The following is a 16,231-nucleotide window of genomic DNA, read 5'->3' as shown; positions in this document are numbered from 1 at the left end:
GGTATTAAAAAATTAAATTGTTTTTTGATTTGATTTGATTTATATCTACTGTATAAAGGGTAGATATGCTATCGATTTTATTTAATATGGTCTGTATTTTTGATACACTCCTTGTATCTTCAACATTCTCTATTTTTAAGAAATAATCTACTTTTTTAAACTCAGGAAGTAAAAAGACCTTTGTTGAGACTTCCATTGTAACATTTGAAAATAAATTTTGGCTAATTCCCTTTTTCTGTTGAATAACCTCATTTTTATTTTGAATCAAATTCCAAGTGATTGCTTTTTCATTATCATAATAATAGAATCTTGAAAAATTTGTTTCTCCTTCTTCTATATTAATCTGAATTTCATTCTTGCTTTTGCTTAAATTTATTGGCAGTAATTGATTAATAAAAAAAGCCAATCTATAGTCTTCTAATGAAGTGTGAATAGCAATGAGATAATAATCTATTTCGTCAAATTCTCCAAGATCCAGTTTATGAATAGCCATTTCATGAAAAAATAAGTTGTAAATATAGTATTTCTATTGAAGTTCTGACCTACTTAAATAGGATGTTTTTGTTAATTTATCAACGAAAACGTTATAGGTTTAAGAAAATGATGTTATTTTCTATCCATTTTTTCTTGAAATGCAAAATAAGCGCGTTGGGATGCTTTTTCTTCTGCCTTCTTTTTAGATGTTGCTCTGGCTTTTGCAATTACTTTATCATCAATGCTGAGTTTAACCCCAAACAAGCGTTGTCCATCTATTGCATTGTCCTCAAAAATATCATAATGAAATATTTTCTTCTCTTTTTGACACCATTCTATAATCAAGCTTTTATAGCTGATTACTTTTCCTTCCAGCCTGGCAATATCTACATAGGGGATAATAACTCTTTTCTGAATGAATTTTTCACAGTAGACATAACCTCTGTCTAAATAGATTGCTCCAATTAGCGATTCAAAGATATTACCGTGTATGTTTTCGCCAAAATGTTGTAACGGCACTTTGCTTTCTATATACTGAACCAGATTTAAATCTTTTCCTAATTCGTTCAGGTGTTCCCTGCTTACAATTTTCGAACGCATTTTAGTCAAATAACCTTCGTCTCCCGCTGGTGCTTTGCTGAATAAATGTGCTGCAATCACAGCGCTTAGCATGGCGTCGCCTAGAAATTCCAATCGTTCGTAGTTGATAGGATTTCCTAAAACATCCAGTCGATTTGAGGAACGGTGTGTGAAGGCTTTTTTATAGTAATCCAGATTGTCTGGAGCGAAGCCCAAAATTTTTTGAATAGAATCAAAAAAAATCCCGTCTTCTAGAGAACGGGATTTCGAAAATATTTTTCTAATTATACGCATATAATTAGATGTCTAATTTTTTAACCAATACACAAGCATTGTGTCCTCCAAAACCAAAAGTGTTACTCATGACAACATTCATTTCTCTTTTTTGAGGAACGTTGAACGTAAAGTTTAATTTAGAGTCAATGTTTTCATCATCGGTAAAATGATTTATTGTAGGAGGAACTATTCCGTGTTTCATGGAAAGTATAGAGGATATGGTTTCAATTGCGCCTGCAGCACCAAGTAAATGGCCCGTCATTGATTTTGTTGAATTTAAATTCATAGTGTAAGCATGTTCGCCAAAAACATGCAATATTGCTTTAGATTCTGCAATATCACCAAGTGGCGTTGAAGTTCCATGCATATTTACACCATCAACATCACTGGCTTGTAAACCAGCATCTCTCAAACAATTCAACATTACATTTTTGGCGCCTAATCCTTCAGGATGTGGTGCGGTAATATGATATGCATCTGCGGACATTCCGCCACCGCCAATTTCGCAATAAATTTTTGCGCCACGAGCAACAGCATGTTCGTATTCTTCAAGGATTAAAGCGCCGGCTCCTTCACCCAGAATAAATCCATCTCTGTCTTTATCCATCGGTCTGGATGCGGTTTTTGGATCGTCATTTCGAGTGGATAAAGCATGCAAAGCATTAAATCCGCCCATACCTGCTATAGTTACAGCAGCTTCAGAACCTCCAGTTACCATTGCATCTGCATGACCTAATCTAATATAATTGAACGCGTCAATAATTGCATTTGTAGAAGAAGCACAAGCAGAAACGGTAGCGAAGTTTGGGCCTCTAAAACCGTATTTTATTGAAATATGTCCACAAGCAATATCCGAAATCATTTTTGGAATAAAGAAAGGATTGAATCGAGGTGTTCCGTCACCTTTAGCATATTCCAGCATTTCAATTTGAAACGTTTCTAAGCCACCAATTCCTGAACCCCAAATAACGCCAACTCTGTCTTTATCTAATTTTTCAAAATTGAAACCAGCATCAAGTACAGCTTCATCAGATGAAACCATGGCATACTGTGCATAGCGGTCCATCTTTCTGGCTTCTTTTCTGTCTATAAAGTCCTCAACATTAAAATTTTTCAATTCGCATGCAAATTGAGTTTTAAATTTTGAAGCATCAAAATAAGTTATTGGTGCAGCTCCACTAACGCCGTTAATGAGGCCATTCCAATACTCTTCAATGTTATTTCCAATAGGAGTAAGAGCACCTAAACCTGTTACAACAACTCGTCTTAATACCATAAATTCTTTATTTTGTTATCTTTAAACAAATAAAACCCATGCTTTCTTTACTGTATTAGTATTACTAAAGAGCCATGGGTATTACAATAAATATTTTTTGATTGAAATTCAATCTCGAATTTAATTTTTTTAAAAAATAATAACACCCGTTTACAGGATTGAAAACGGGTGTGTAATTTATTATTTTTTAGCTTCCTCGATGTAAGAGATTGCTTGACCTACAGTAGCGATGTTTTCTGCTTGATCGTCTGGAATTTGAATGTCAAATTCTTTTTCGAATTCCATAATAAGCTCAACAGTGTCTAATGAGTCAGCTCCTAAATCATTAGTGAAGCTTGCTTCTGTTACAACTTCGTTTTCGTCAACACCTAATTTGTCTACGATAATCGCTTTTACTCTTGATGCAATGTCTGACATAATCTTTAATTTTAGAATTTAATTTGTTGGCAAAAATAAAAAACTTTATTTTAAAACAACTATTTAGTTAATAAATGTGACATCTAATTTATAAAATATATTTGACAAAGACTTCTGAATGTTATTTAATTTCATTTTTTATGCCTTTTTTTGCGTAATTAAAATTTGTCAGGTTATGAAAAAAATAGTGGTTTTTGCCTCTGGATCGGGGACTAATGCTGAAAATATCATCAAGTATTTTGCTGCAACTGAAATTGGAAGAGTTGAAGTGGTGTTTACAAACAACCCAAATGCTAAAGTGATTGAAAGAGCCAGAAATTATGGGATACCAACAGAGATTTTCTCAAAAACAGAATTAATTGAAAGTAAAATATTACAAAAAATAAATAAAATTCAACCTGATTTGATTGTTCTGGCTGGGTTTTTATTAAAATTCCCCGAAAATATTATTGCAGCCTATCCGAATAAGATAATAAATATTCACCCGGCATTGTTGCCAAAGTATGGCGGAAAAGGGATGTATGGGATGCACATACACAGAGCAATTGTTGGGAATAAAGAAAAAGAAACCGGTATTACCATTCATTATGTAAATGAAAATTATGACGAAGGAAATATTCTTTTTCAAAAAAACATAATTTTATCAGGAGATGAAACCCCAGAAGAAGTTGCCCAAAAAATTCATGAATTGGAACAAAAATATTTTCCGGAAGTGATTGAAAGGCTCATAACTCATAATTTATAATTTTGAATTCTCACGACGTACACATATATACTGATGGCGCTGCCAAAGGGAATCCCGGTCCAGGTGGTTATGGAGTGGTTATGGAATGGGTAGGGAAGCCTTACAAGAAGGAATTCTACGAGGGTTTTCGTCATACCACTAATAATAGAATGGAATTGCTTGCGGTAATTGTGGGCCTTGAAAAATTAAAAAATCCCAATACGAGAGTTTTAGTGGTTTCCGATTCTAAATATGTGGTGGATTCCGTTGAGAAAAAGTGGGTTTTGGGCTGGGAAAAAAAAGGGTTTGTAGATCGGAAAAATTCCGATTTGTGGAAACGTTTTCTGATTGTTTATAGAAAACACAAAGTCAATTTCAAATGGATAAAAGGGCATAATAATCACGTTCAAAACGAAAGATGTGACGAGCTGGCAGTTATGGCTTCGATGCAAAAGCAACTTTCGGTAGATGCTTTTTATGAAAAAGAGGAGGGGAAGTTGTTGTGAAAGAGATTAATTTGTAAATTTGTTTAAATATCTGATTATGATCGAGCAAACTTTAACGCCAAAGGATACTATTGTGAATCTTACTTTTGAGATTCCAAAAAATCTTGTGGGCAAACCTTTAAAAGTTTTTATTGATTTTGAAAAAGACGACGACGAGCAACAAATGACTCAGGAAGATTTTTTGAAATGGATTGACGATGCCGAAAAATCGCCAACGATGTCTTTAGAAACTTTCAATGAAAAATGGGAAAAGAAAAAATCGGAGATTCTAGCTCGCATGCGTTAATTATTTCACAGAAATATTACGAAGATTTAGAACAAATTGTAGATTATATCGAATTTGTAAAACTTCAACCACTCAATGCAATCAAAGTGGGTAATGGAATTCAAAAAACAATGAATAAAATTATCTTGAATCCAACCATTTATGCCGAGTGCGAAAATATCCCAACAAAATCCAAAATTTACAGAGAAGCAGGCTACAAGTCTTGGTTAATTGTCTTTAAACTTAAAGGCAATGTAATCATAATTTTGGGTGTTTTGAGCGGAAAAAGAAAACCTTCAAATTTTAAGAAAATCAAATAATATTTGTTGTAAACTAAACGTCAATTCGAGTGTTTTTATGTAATGCAATGGAATAAAAATGTATCGAGAATCCTTGATTTAAAGCTATAAAACCTCAAAACTATTTTGATAAATTAGCAATGTTTCCTTCTTCCTGAAAAGCACTTTTTTATTTTGATAGGTGGGGTTTTGTAGTAACAACTTATCATTGAATTGTACCAAATTAAATTGCAAATCATCAATAGTAAAGATGTCCAATTTTATTTCGTAACTAGCAATAAATCCAATTGCTTTTTGTTCAACATAAATTCCAGGACTGTAATTCTCTGTGATTTCAGTTTTATGAACTATGTATAGCGGAAAAAGTAATTGTTCTTGGTTTAAATCTTTGATGTGGAGTTTTATAATTCTCTTGCCATCTAATACTATTTCGATTTGGTTTTTTGGAGTGTTCAATAAGCCAGTCCACTTTTTGCCCGATAAATGCTCTACCGATGGGATGGAAGGTATTTTTAGGTAGTAATAGAAAAAGGGGTCTAATACCGCTTTTACTAATGGAACTTTCATTTTAGCCGCTACTTTCAAGCATTCGGTCAAATCATCCTCGCTGCACTCGAATTTTTTTAGTGTCCAACTTTCCCCGTGAAGATTGATTTTGAGTACGTGCATTGTAATTTTCCACTTGATTTAATCTATAATAATGAAGCTTAAAAAGGCTGATGTTACTCATACCGTTTTAATGTTGCTTCCAGTTTTTTAATCATTTCCATTTTCAGGCTTTCTGGTTCCAATACTTTCACTTCAGCACCAATGGATAATAATTCCATCACAAAATCATACGTTGGATGCAGCAATAATTCGACTCGATATTCCTTTTCATCGTTTATTAATTCCTTTTGGGAATGATGCAATGGCAATGATTTTATATATTTTCCTTGCTCAAAAGAAAAGGATAAAACAATTTTTTGCGGTTCTTTATGGTCCTCATTTATGATGCCAAAACTATAGCGAAAAGTTTTTTCCGGATTGTAATTTTCCGGAATTTCGAACTTCGAATTTGTAATTTCCAAGTTGGTTATTCTGTCTAATCCAAAGGTTTTTACACGATTGTCTTTCAAATCTTTAGCTACCAAATACCAACGATATCGTGCTTCTTTCAATGCCAGAGGTTGTACTTTTCTTTGTGTATCAACTAATTCTTCTGTCCAATATTTTGAATAGGAAAAACGGATTTCATTCCTGTTTTTTATGGCGTGAATTAAAAAATTCATATTGGTTGTTCCCAACGGTTTTCGTTTCTCCAAAATAAGATGATTCGACAAATTGTTCGAAATTTTGAGTGCATCAATAATCTCGAAACTTTCCATCAAACGTTCGTTTCTATCCTCATTACCATCATAAATAATTTCATAAACGCCTTGCGAACGATTATAGGTAATTTCGATGCCGTGAGTGGAAGCAATTTCTTTTATTTCACGTTGAAACGTGCGGATGGAAATCTCGTAATTTTCCTCATCATTGATGGATTGTTCTGCCAAATACTTTTGAATTTCTTCAAAAGAACTGGCTTTTTTTCGCAGTTTATTGATGATTAGCGAATAGCGTTTCAGGAATTGTTTTTTGGACATAGTTTATTTTTTAAAAGATTTATAAAACAAATCTTCAATTGCATTTATTCCTTTTTCATTTATTATTCGAGCTCCAATACCTGCAAAATTAACGACTGTTATTCTTGGTAATTCTATTAGGATTTTAAATTTATATTCTTGGTAATCCCAATAAAACCAGCTATCCTTTTTTTGGTCAAACAAAAACACCTCTTTATTGTTGTCAAGCGCCATTTGTACTGTCCAACCAGTTCCTCCTTTCACAAATTCACTATTATTTTTGGTGATTATGGTGCTTATTGCAAAAATTTGTTCCGAGTTTTTGACTTGAAACCAGCAGCGTGCCAGTAATTTCATATAGCGTTTTATCTTGAATTTATTTAGTGTTTCGTTGGCAATAGAAACGTGTAAGATCCCTTCTTGATATTCGGATTCACTGAGTTCTACTTTGTTTTTGCTTTTATGATAGGCAGTTTTATACGAATAGGCAAGTGTTTGAACTCCATATTTTTGACCAATTTTTTCGAAATAACTGTCGGCACCTTCCGCTCCGCCAGAATGACACCGAAAGTTATTTTGTGGAATATCCCTTTTTGAAATCATTTTTTAATCTAAATTATTAATAACAAAGTGCTTCAAAAAAAGCTTTTGTTTCCTCTTCAAAAATAGCAACCGGAATTTGATGCGCCAAATCGTTTTTTATTATAATCGTATAATCTGTTTTAGGGTTACAATTTTGTGCTAAAAAAGCCAAGTTGTCTTTTGCCTTAATAATATCATCCTGACCTCCTAAAACGATTCTCATTAACAAAGATTGATTAGTTGGTAAGGATGAAGTAATTATTTGTTCAACGTTATTTCTGTAAGGCAGTGCTGGATTGTAGAGCAAGGTGCAAATTCCCATACTGTTAGCCAAATGAAAACCAATAAAACCTCCCATACTGCTCCCAATGATTGCATTAATATCTTGATTCACAAATTCATCATATAAATTTTGAATCACCTTAGGGTTCGATTTGTATTCTAAATCAGGAGCGAAAACAGTACCATAAGATTCAAGAATGACTCTTTTTTCGTCGCTTAATTTACTTTCGAGTCCGTGAAGGAAAAGGATGTTCATCTTTGTTTTTTGAGTTAGTGTGTGCCGTCGTGAATGGAGTAACCGTGTTGAAATCCGAAAATAAACGAGTTTTTGTCGAAAGACCAGATATTCAAATCTTTTTCGTCTTTACAAGTGTTTTGACCAATTGCTTTACCTATAAAATCTCCAATATCAGTTAGGTCATAATTAAACATAATCACTCCTTCAAGATTCTCTCTTTCATTAAACATCGTTCGATATTCATTTGTTTTTTGAATAATATCGTCGCAAATTTTGTTGAACAATTGTTTTTGTTCATCTGGATTAAGTTCTTTATGTTTGATAGCTTTCATAGGGTTTTGTATTAATCATTTTACTTAAAATGCTGTATTTTTTAAATAATAGCAATCAAACTCATTAATTGGTCTTTCGTCAAACTACCATCATTAAGCAGCTTGGCGATGAAGCGGAGAAAGAAAACCTTAACTTCGGATGAAGACAAAACTTAAAAGTACAAAATGACCATTAAATTAAGTCTGAAACTCACCTTATTGCCAAACTACTGATTATTTGTGATTTGTATTCCTCAAAATTTAAATGACTTTAAGGATAATTTAACTTAAACTTTTTTAACCTCAAAGTTTCCAGGGCTTTTATAGCTTATCGCTTGAGAATTAAAACCTAACCTTTCAATTTCTTTTTCAACTTCTTTAAAATCTGGTCCTGGTGTACAACTTGAAGGCACCTGAAATTCGTAACCTTTTGGCATATTACCATAATTCCCTTTAGCTGTTAGTTTATAAACTGGCATAATGTAAAAATTTTAATTTTTGCCTACTCTAAATACAGTTTTCAGCTATCCTGTTTCTTACTTTTTATTTGGTGTCGATGTTCAGAATAAATGCGACTTTGGTGGTCAGCCCGTTGGCTTTCGCAGACCTTTTCAGTTTGTTGTTGTTTTAGTAAAAAGGTTTATTTTTGTTTTATTAGTTTCATTCAAAAGTTATTATTTGTTTTCCCGTATCTACTATCTCTGTTGTTTTCAAAATCATCGAAATAAAATTTTACATGTCCATATTTACTTTTTTCACGCACTTCATTCCCATCAATATAAAATAAAGTGTTTCCGTATTTTTTATCTTTAATTTCTGGCATGGATTTGGTTTTAAGTTACTTTTTTATTTCAGTAATCAAATTTTTAATAGCATCAGTAGTCCAACCTGCTGCTCCACTTAATTGATTACATAAAATTATTTTTTGAGTTTCATTTTTAAGTATTTTAATTTCAATTTTCCTTCTTTTATTTTCTCCTATTTCTATAGTTTCAATTTGTAAATCACTTCCAAAAATGTTTTTTATATCATCAATATTAATTGATCCAATAGCCCCAATTATTACATACTTAAATCTTTTATAAAATGGCTCTTGAAGTAATTTCTTTCTATCTTCCTGCGATTTAAGATGTAAACTATACTTTGACGGTATATGATTGACTTCAGTTGTAAAACAATGATTGAAGAAATTATCATCAAGATTATCTGAAGAAGAAGTAATTGTATCGTTCTCAGTAATGCCTTTTACAATTTGAGAATACATACCCCATGTATCTCTGGCTTTTATTTTGTGATTATTTTTCTCTTTGTGATATAATTGTGGAAACAAAGGATTAAAGACTGAATCATACCTATTATTTTTTTTAATAATTGCCTCCCAATGTTTGTTATTATTAATACTTTCGTGTAAAAAAATATCAGGGGAATTGGCAATATCAAATGCCTTTTCTTTTCCTAAAAAAAGAATTTCAGCATTAGGATTACCGAACCCTATGTAAAATGGATTACTTAGATATTTCAAATTTTTGATTTCGCCCAATTTTAGCGTAAAATCATTCCACTTAGATAGTCTTTCAGTTAAGTCTTGCTCTTGAAGTAATTTAATCATTTTTTCCGAAAGTGAATTATTTGGTAATTTGTTCAGATAATCGATATACTTTTCTTCATAGCGATTATTTATAAGTTCAATAAATTCTTCATTAAATTGATTTTCCATATTTATTTTATTTTCCTAAAATTCTATTTCGTATCTGTTATATAATATATCTAACAGAAGTTGTTTTTTATATGCTTCTGTGGATTCCAATTGGTCTGGCCAAAAGGTTTTGCCATAAAAATACATTAATTCCATTACATCCTCTTGTATTGTTGCCAAAACATCCAGATATTTTAGATTGCGTTCGTAACAAAAATAATCTTCGTCATAATCGTTGTCTGTTTCCCCCAAAATTCGTTTCTGAAATGGGTAGCCATCCACTTCGTAACCCTTATTCTCACAGTAATTTATAATTAAATCACGCACAAAACTTTCCTCTAATTCTGCATCTTTATCGCCAGCAATACTATTCGAGGTGTTTTTCCAATGCGAATATATTTTTAGTATTTCGGCTTTAATTTGTTCTATTTCCATTGTTGTTGTATTCAATTTTCCAATCGACTTCACCTAAATATAAATCGACTTCTAGCCAAGAGTTATCGGTAAGTTGAGAACTGCTCCAAAATACTATTTATCTTATCCTTACCTACTGGGTTCATTGAATGACAATAGAACTTCGGGCATTTTAAATTATTATCTAAACAGTAATCTATAAGCCATTTAGCACAATCATATCCTGTTTTTTCTGTATATACTTGTGCGTCTTGCCATCCTTTTGACTTTTCATAATTAGTCAGCAAATGCGAAGACGTATAATGAATATCAGCCAAATCGTGGTCAAATGAAATAAGTTCAGGTAAACCATTTTTGGTAATCCATTTAATAAACTCATTATAATTTTTCACTACTTCCCATTTTTTCTGCAAAAACATAGTTTGTTTAGTATGCTCAAAAGCATCATAAGGATGGCGAATGTCGTCCAAAAAAAGAAATCTACCGCTAACAGCAAGGGTTTTGTCCAATGCCTTGTTTTTGTTTATTTCGTTTTTCATTTTGTTACAGTTTACAATCCTACTATATTAAGCGAAGCATTGTAGTATAAATCAAAATCTTCCTGTATTCCTTCGTACTTAAGAGTTGGATAAAAACTCATATCACCATAATGATCGTCCATAATAATTTTTTGCATTGCTTCCCTAATAGGAGTCGCTGATTTTATAGCTTTTGACCAAGCGGAAATATTGGTTTGAGACATATTTTTGCGCTGAATTTGATATAAATTGCAATATTTTTTGAGAGCAGCAATATGAACTGGCATTTGTTTTACGATGCTTGCCGATTTGGTATATAACGAATTATATATGGCTACGAATTCTGGAATATCCTGCGGATTATATTTGGAAAGTTTCATAGCTCCTGTTTTTATTTTTAACATATCTGATTCTAATTCCTTATCATAATATAGAGTTCCAAATTTTGCTAGATTGATTTTTGCTGGTTCTTCAGAGGTTACACTTGTTGATTTTTCTTGCGAAAAACCACAAAAACTAATTAAAAGTGTGAGTAATGTGATTGTTTTTTTCATCTTATTTTTGTTTTTTAATTTATTTACTGCAAATGTAAATTTCGATAACGCCATAATATGTCGTAATTATTTTATTTTTCTAAAAAACTGATAATCGACTTTAATTTCCATCCAAACTTCATCAATATTATAGAGGTCAAACCAAGTTAATTCGCGGCAATGATCATACAAACTATGAAACGAATAACAATGATTGATTTCGGGAAAAGGAGCTTTGTCGTGATGCTCATTATGAGGTTCAGAATTATATTCGACCTCTCCTCTTTGCATTCCCATAAAATCATCAGTAGATTTAAAGAATGGATTACCGTAAATTGAAGGTTCATATTTTTTATAATGCTTATTGTTCCAAAATTCTAATTCAACTTGTATATTGAAATCATCAATGACTTTATTTTTAACCATCAAATTACAATTCTTTTCGATTAAACGATATTGGCTAAAAACCCGTATTTCTTCTTGCCTTAATTTTTCGTTTAACAATACAATTTTATCACAAACCTTGGGTGTTAATTCAAATTGACTTTCTATCTGATGGATTCTTTTATTAATTCTTCCTTCTTCTCTTCCCGTCCTTTCAGAAGAACGCTTTTGAATAGCTCTAATAAAATCTATTTCTAATTCTTTATCTATTTTCATTTTCTGGGTTTTTAATTTCCAAAACCAACTGCTTTTCGCAATTTAGGTTCATAATTGTTGCTAATTTCAAAGTTGAAAATATCTGCAGCCGACAAGAGATGAGCTATTTCTATTGTATGTCCTAATTTGTTCAATAGGGCATTGGTTCTGTCGAGAGCAAGTATCCATAGTATTCGTTTTTGTTATTTAGATCAAAACTAATTGGACATAACGCCAAAGCGTGACGTTTGAAATAATTGTTCAATTTGGATCATTTTCTGGAAATAGTTGGATCTAAAAAAAGTTTCGATGCAAAAGCAACTTTCTATAGATGCTTTTTATGAAAAAGAAGAAGGAAAGTTGTTGTAAGACAATGGTTTCCAGTGAAATAAATTAGCAAAACTTTACGACTGAGACCCTTTGCTATTTTATAACTTATGAACTATCTTTGCGCTTTAATTCGAAACACATAAAATGAATAAATTATTGATTGTTGGAACTGTAGCTTTTGACGCAATTGAAACTCCTTTTGCAAAAACAGATAAAATCTTAGGCGGCGCAGCAACATACATCGGACTCTCAGCTTCTTATTTCAATTTGCAATCGGCGATAGTTTCTATAGTTGGCGATGATTTTCCACAAGAATATTTAGATTTATTAACAGCAAGAAACATAGATATTTCTGGTCTTGAAGTTGTAAAAGGCGGGAAAACTTTCTTTTGGAGCGGTCGTTACCATAACGATTTAAATTCAAGGGATACATTAGACACTCAATTAAACGTTTTGGCAGACTTTCAGCCAAAAGTTCCTCAAAATTTTAAAGATTCTGACGTAGTGATGTTAGGAAACTTGCATCCATTAGTACAGAGCAGTGTTTTAGACCAAATGGAAACACAACCTAAATTAGTGGTGCTGGATACTATGAATTTTTGGATGGATTGTGCTTTACCGGAATTATTGGATGTAATTAAACGTATAGATGTAATTACCATAAATGATGAAGAAGCAAGACAACTTTCGGGAGAATATTCTTTAGTGAAAGCTGCTGCAAAAATTCATACCATGGGACCAAAATACGTGGTGATTAAAAAAGGAGAACACGGAGCTTTATTGTTTCATGACAAAGAAGTTTTCTTTGCTCCGGCATTGCCTTTAGAAGAAGTTTTTGATCCAACAGGAGCAGGAGACACTTTTGCAGGTGGATTTGCAGGATTTATTACGCAGAGTGAAAATATTTCATTCGAAAACATGAAAAACGCGATCATCTATGGTTCTAATTTAGCTTCATTTTGTGTGGAGAAATTTGGAACAGAAAGAATGATTGATTTAGATAAAGAAGAAGTTTTGTCAAGATTGAAACAATTCAAATCATTGACACAATTTGATATAGAATTATAATGCTTAAACCTCGGAAACGAGGTTTTTTTTAAAATAATATTGGCAAGAAATTACAGGATTTAATTTTTGGTCTAATTATGGATGTTCTTTTAAGAACAATAATTAGTGTATACCAACAAACACAACAACAAACAACAACACAATGAGCGACGCTTTACAACACGAATGTGGAATAGCCCTAGTTAGACTACTCAAACCGCTTGAATTTTACAAAGAAAAATACGGAACTGCTTTCTACGGAATACAAAAAATGTATCTCCTGATGGAAAAGCAACACAATCGCGGGCAAGACGGAGCAGGTTTTGCAAGTATAAAATTAGATGTTGAGCCGGGAGAACGTTACATAAGTCGTGTGCGATCCAATCATGCACAACCTATTCAAGATGTTTTTGCGCAGATAAATGACAGAATAAATGAAGAAATGGCAGCTCATCCGGAATATGCGGATGATGTTGCTCTTCAAAAAGCAAATATTCCATACATAGGCGAATTGTTTTTGGGACATGTTCGTTATGGAACTTTTGGGAAAAACAGTATTGAAAGTGTTCATCCATTTTTACGTCAGAATAACTGGATGCACAGAAACCTGATTTTGGCTGGAAACTTCAACATGACTAATGTTAAAGAGCTTTTTCAAAGTCTAATTGAATTAGGTCAGCATCCAAAAGAAATGGCGGATACAGTTACCGTAATGGAAAAAATTGGACATTTTCTTGATAATGCAGTAACTGACTTGTACCAAGAATGTAAAAATAATGGCTTAACTAAAAGAGAAGCCTCTCCGGTAATTGCAGAAAAATTAGATGTTGCGAAAATTTTGACCCGAGCATCTAAAAATTTAGATGGTGGTTATGCTATGGCAGGACTTTTGGGGCACGGAGATTCATTTGTATTTAGAGATCCGGCAGGGATACGTCCAGCTTATTTTTATCAAGATGATGAAGTCGTGGTTGTTGCTTCTGAAAGACCGGTTATACAAACCGTTTTCAATGTGCCTTTCGAAAAAGTACAAGAAATAGAGCCAGGAAATGCATTAATAATTAAAAAGAACGGAACGGTTTCCATGAAGGAAATTCTTCCGCCAACAGTTAAAAAAGCATGTTCATTTGAGCGTATTTATTTTTCAAGAGGAAGTGATGCTGAAATTTATCAAGAAAGAAAAAATTTAGGAAAACTTATTTTGCCTGCCGTTTTGGAAGCCATTGACGAAGATACGGACAATACCGTTTTCTCTTACATTCCAAATACTGCTGAAACTTCCTTTTACGGATTAGTTGAAGCGGCTCAAGATTTTTTAAATCAAAGAAAGAACAATTACATTCTTGAAAATAGAAATACCTTAACTAAGGATTCTTTACAAGAATTACTTTCGGTAAAAATCCGTACGGAGAAAGTAGCTATTAAAGATGCAAAACTAAGAACATTTATTACTGAAGACAGTAGTCGAGATGACTTAGTGGCCCATGTTTATGATGTTACTTACGGAGTTATCAAACCAACAGACAATTTGGTAATTATTGATGATAGTATTGTGCGTGGAACAACGTTGAAAATGAGTATCATTAAAATGATGGATCGTTTGAATCCAAAACGAATTGTAATCGTTTCATCAGCACCTCAAATTAGATATCCTGATTGTTACGGAATTGATATGGCTAAACTGGAAGGTTTGGTAGCATTTAAGGCGGCATTAGAATTGTTAAAGGAAAGAGACTTGTATCACATTGTTGATGAAGTATATTTGAAATGTAAAGCACAGGAAAACTATATAGACAGTGAAGTTGTAAATTATGTTACGGCAATCTATGAGCCTTTTCAACCGCAAGAAGTTTCAAATAAAATTGCTGAAATGTTAAGCTCACCTGAAATAAAAGCTGAAGTGAAAATAATATTTCAAACAGTAGAAGATTTGCATATTGCTTGTCCTAAAAATTTAGGAGATTGGTATTTCACTGGAGATTATCCTACACCTGGAGGAAATAGAGTGGTGAATCGAGCATTTATGAATTTTTATGAAGGAAAAGATGCGAGAGCATACTAATAATTGAGCAAATTTAGTTCTTAATCGGTTTTATGTGTTGTTTATCTAATTTATTTGTTTTGATTAAATAACTGCTATAAATTTGAATCACCATAACATTAGTAGGTTAAGTTTATGGTAGATTTGGGGCAAAAAGGGTGGAAGAAATTCCACCTTTTTTATTGGAATAAAGTCAAGGATTTTTTAGATAATGAATAAAAAAATAGACGAACAAACTTTAAAAAGTCTATCCGTCTATCATCTAAAAAGTCTATTATCTTTCTGACTATTTCTCTAAAGCATATCTTCTAGCTACTTCCGTCCAGTTAATTACATTGAAAAAAGCTTCGATATAATCGGGTCTTCTGTTTTGATAATGCAAATAGTAAGCATGCTCCCAAACATCCATTCCTAAAATTGGAGTTCCACCGCAACCTACACCTGGCATCAAGGGATTATCTTGATTTGGAGTTCCGCAAACATCCACTTTTCCGCCTTTATGAACACAAAGCCAAGCCCATCCAGAACCAAATTGTGTAACACCAGCTTTAGTGAATTTTGCTTTAAATTCTTCAAAAGTTCCAAAAGCAGCTTCGATTGCAATCAATAAATCACCAGTTGGAAGTCCGCCACCGTTTGGTGTCATCACAGTCCAATATAAATTATGATTGTAAAAACCACCGCCATTGTTACGAACAGGCATGTTTTTCATGTCAAGATTAATCAAAATATTCTCAATCGTCTTGCCTTCCATGTCCGTGCCTGCAATAGCAGCATTCACGTTAGTAATGTAAGCGTTATGATGTTTTGTATGATGAATTTCCATCGTGCGCGCATCAATATAAGGTTCTAATGCGTCATACGCATAAGGTAATTGTGGTAATTCAAAAGCCATAATATGATTGTTTAATGATTAATAAATATTTTTATTCAAATTTATACATTTAAGTTTGGAATCGGAAATTCTATTTCGTTATAATTTCATTAAATTAATTGATAGTGTGCTCTTTGGAATTGTAATAGACTTATTTTCACGAGCTGTTTCCTGCTTTCCGCTTCAATCTTTCTAGTCCTGAACTCCTATGTGGATAAAAGTTAAGTGAAGTAATCAGGGCTAAAAACGACTGTATTTTATAACATTGTTTTGTTTTTAATACAAAATCAGGGTAGCGTTTTT

General features: G+C 32.6%; 23 protein-coding genes. 6 read left to right on the top strand and 17 right to left on the bottom strand.

Annotated elements, in window-relative coordinates; translation table 11 throughout:
• Positions 1-4: 4 nt before the first annotated feature.
• The 4 genes from ACNO7W_RS06855 to ACNO7W_RS06840 all read right to left on the bottom strand — a co-directional run bounded on the left by ACNO7W_RS06855 (position 5) and on the right by ACNO7W_RS06840 (position 3,022).
• A complete protein-coding gene (locus ACNO7W_RS06855) occupies positions 5-493 on the bottom strand; it encodes an IPExxxVDY family protein (RefSeq protein ID WP_143386990.1) in 489 nt (162 codons plus the stop codon).
• 113 nt (positions 494-606) lie between these two features.
• On the bottom strand, positions 607-1,347 hold the full coding sequence (rnc, locus tag ACNO7W_RS06850) for a ribonuclease III (RefSeq protein WP_143386991.1): 741 nt from the start codon (positions 1,345-1,347) through the stop codon (positions 607-609).
• Between the two features lie 4 nt (positions 1,348-1,351).
• Positions 1,352-2,605: a beta-ketoacyl-ACP synthase II gene (fabF, locus tag ACNO7W_RS06845; protein ID WP_143386992.1), complete on the bottom strand. Its 1,254-nt coding sequence runs from the start codon at positions 2,603-2,605 to the stop codon at positions 1,352-1,354.
• 180 nt (positions 2,606-2,785) lie between these two features.
• Entirely contained in the window at positions 2,786-3,022 is a 237-nt protein-coding gene (locus tag ACNO7W_RS06840) for an acyl carrier protein (protein ID WP_007137004.1), read from the bottom strand.
• A 175-nt stretch (positions 3,023-3,197) separates the two neighbouring features.
• Between ACNO7W_RS06840 and purN the strand changes: the two genes are divergently transcribed.
• The 4 genes from purN to ACNO7W_RS06820 are packed head-to-tail and all read left to right on the top strand — an operon-like array spanning position 3,198 to position 4,837.
• Complete coding sequence (gene purN / locus ACNO7W_RS06835; RefSeq protein WP_417937522.1) at positions 3,198-3,767, top strand: phosphoribosylglycinamide formyltransferase; 570 nt, start codon at positions 3,198-3,200, stop codon at positions 3,765-3,767.
• Between the two features lie 2 nt (positions 3,768-3,769).
• Entirely contained in the window at positions 3,770-4,252 is a 483-nt protein-coding gene (gene rnhA, locus ACNO7W_RS06830; RefSeq protein WP_417937521.1) for a ribonuclease HI, read from the top strand.
• 37 nt (positions 4,253-4,289) lie between these two features.
• Entirely contained in the window at positions 4,290-4,538 is a 249-nt protein-coding gene (locus tag ACNO7W_RS06825; protein ID WP_144064606.1) for a hypothetical protein, read from the top strand.
• On the top strand, positions 4,496-4,837 hold the full coding sequence (locus ACNO7W_RS06820) for a type II toxin-antitoxin system RelE/ParE family toxin (protein WP_417937520.1): 342 nt from the start codon (positions 4,496-4,498) through the stop codon (positions 4,835-4,837). Before ACNO7W_RS06825 ends, ACNO7W_RS06820 begins: the two co-directional genes overlap by 43 nt.
• An 84-nt stretch (positions 4,838-4,921) precedes the next feature.
• Here ACNO7W_RS06820 and ACNO7W_RS06815 read toward each other — a convergent pair whose 3' ends face one another.
• The 12 genes from ACNO7W_RS06815 to ACNO7W_RS06760 form a co-directional block, all read right to left on the bottom strand.
• Positions 4,922-5,485, bottom strand: a complete 564-nt coding sequence (locus ACNO7W_RS06815) for a hypothetical protein (protein WP_417937519.1) — start codon at positions 5,483-5,485, stop codon at positions 4,922-4,924.
• Between the two features lie 53 nt (positions 5,486-5,538).
• Complete coding sequence (locus tag ACNO7W_RS06810) at positions 5,539-6,444, bottom strand: helix-turn-helix transcriptional regulator (protein WP_417937518.1); 906 nt, start codon at positions 6,442-6,444, stop codon at positions 5,539-5,541.
• A 3-nt stretch (positions 6,445-6,447) separates the two neighbouring features.
• Entirely contained in the window at positions 6,448-7,026 is a 579-nt protein-coding gene (locus tag ACNO7W_RS06805; protein ID WP_417937517.1) for a hypothetical protein, read from the bottom strand.
• 16 nt (positions 7,027-7,042) lie between these two features.
• Positions 7,043-7,543 carry a YqiA/YcfP family alpha/beta fold hydrolase gene (locus ACNO7W_RS06800; RefSeq protein ID WP_417937516.1) on the bottom strand — a complete coding sequence of 167 codons (501 nt, stop codon included), beginning with the start codon at positions 7,541-7,543 and terminating at the stop codon, positions 7,043-7,045.
• A gap of 14 nt (positions 7,544-7,557) precedes the next feature.
• On the bottom strand, positions 7,558-7,857 hold the full coding sequence (locus ACNO7W_RS06795) for a hypothetical protein (RefSeq protein ID WP_417937515.1): 300 nt from the start codon (positions 7,855-7,857) through the stop codon (positions 7,558-7,560).
• Between the two features lie 266 nt (positions 7,858-8,123).
• Positions 8,124-8,315 (bottom strand): hypothetical protein, encoded by a 192-nt coding sequence (locus ACNO7W_RS06790; protein ID WP_417937514.1) that lies wholly within the window; start codon positions 8,313-8,315, stop codon positions 8,124-8,126.
• A gap of 185 nt (positions 8,316-8,500) precedes the next feature.
• A complete protein-coding gene (locus ACNO7W_RS06785; RefSeq protein ID WP_417937513.1) occupies positions 8,501-8,659 on the bottom strand; it encodes a hypothetical protein in 159 nt (52 codons plus the stop codon).
• 15 nt (positions 8,660-8,674) lie between these two features.
• Positions 8,675-9,553 carry a hypothetical protein gene (locus ACNO7W_RS06780; RefSeq protein WP_417937512.1) on the bottom strand — a complete coding sequence of 293 codons (879 nt, stop codon included), beginning with the start codon at positions 9,551-9,553 and terminating at the stop codon, positions 8,675-8,677.
• 15 nt (positions 9,554-9,568) lie between these two features.
• Positions 9,569-9,967 carry a hypothetical protein gene (locus tag ACNO7W_RS06775; RefSeq protein WP_417937511.1) on the bottom strand — a complete coding sequence of 133 codons (399 nt, stop codon included), beginning with the start codon at positions 9,965-9,967 and terminating at the stop codon, positions 9,569-9,571.
• A 62-nt stretch (positions 9,968-10,029) separates the two neighbouring features.
• Positions 10,030-10,485, bottom strand: coding sequence for a cyclic-phosphate processing receiver domain-containing protein (locus tag ACNO7W_RS06770; protein WP_417937510.1), 456 nt, complete (start codon positions 10,483-10,485; stop codon positions 10,030-10,032).
• Positions 10,486-10,496: 11 nt separating this feature from the next.
• Entirely contained in the window at positions 10,497-11,018 is a 522-nt protein-coding gene (locus ACNO7W_RS06765) for a hypothetical protein (RefSeq protein WP_417937509.1), read from the bottom strand.
• A gap of 66 nt (positions 11,019-11,084) precedes the next feature.
• Complete coding sequence (locus ACNO7W_RS06760) at positions 11,085-11,657, bottom strand: hypothetical protein (RefSeq protein WP_417937508.1); 573 nt, start codon at positions 11,655-11,657, stop codon at positions 11,085-11,087.
• A 453-nt stretch (positions 11,658-12,110) separates the two neighbouring features.
• Here ACNO7W_RS06760 and ACNO7W_RS06755 point away from each other — a divergent pair, with 453 nt between their 5' ends.
• Positions 12,111-13,034 carry a PfkB family carbohydrate kinase gene (locus ACNO7W_RS06755; protein WP_144064611.1) on the top strand — a complete coding sequence of 308 codons (924 nt, stop codon included), beginning with the start codon at positions 12,111-12,113 and terminating at the stop codon, positions 13,032-13,034.
• A 142-nt stretch (positions 13,035-13,176) separates the two neighbouring features.
• Positions 13,177-15,075: an amidophosphoribosyltransferase gene (locus ACNO7W_RS06750; protein WP_417937507.1), complete on the top strand. Its 1,899-nt coding sequence runs from the start codon at positions 13,177-13,179 to the stop codon at positions 15,073-15,075.
• Between the two features lie 265 nt (positions 15,076-15,340).
• On the opposite strand, the gene ACNO7W_RS06745 is transcribed toward ACNO7W_RS06750, so the two are convergent.
• The gene (locus tag ACNO7W_RS06745) at positions 15,341-15,949 is read right to left on the bottom strand and encodes a superoxide dismutase (RefSeq protein ID WP_143386997.1); all 609 of its coding nucleotides are present in this window, start codon (positions 15,947-15,949) and stop codon (positions 15,341-15,343) included.
• Positions 15,950-16,231 lie beyond the last annotated feature (282 nt).

It is taken from the genome of Flavobacterium sp. ZB4R12, assembly GCF_048276375.1.
Classification (GTDB): Bacteria; Bacteroidota; Bacteroidia; order Flavobacteriales; family Flavobacteriaceae; genus Flavobacterium; species Flavobacterium gawalongense.
This window is presented reverse-complemented; position numbering and strand designations above follow the sequence as displayed.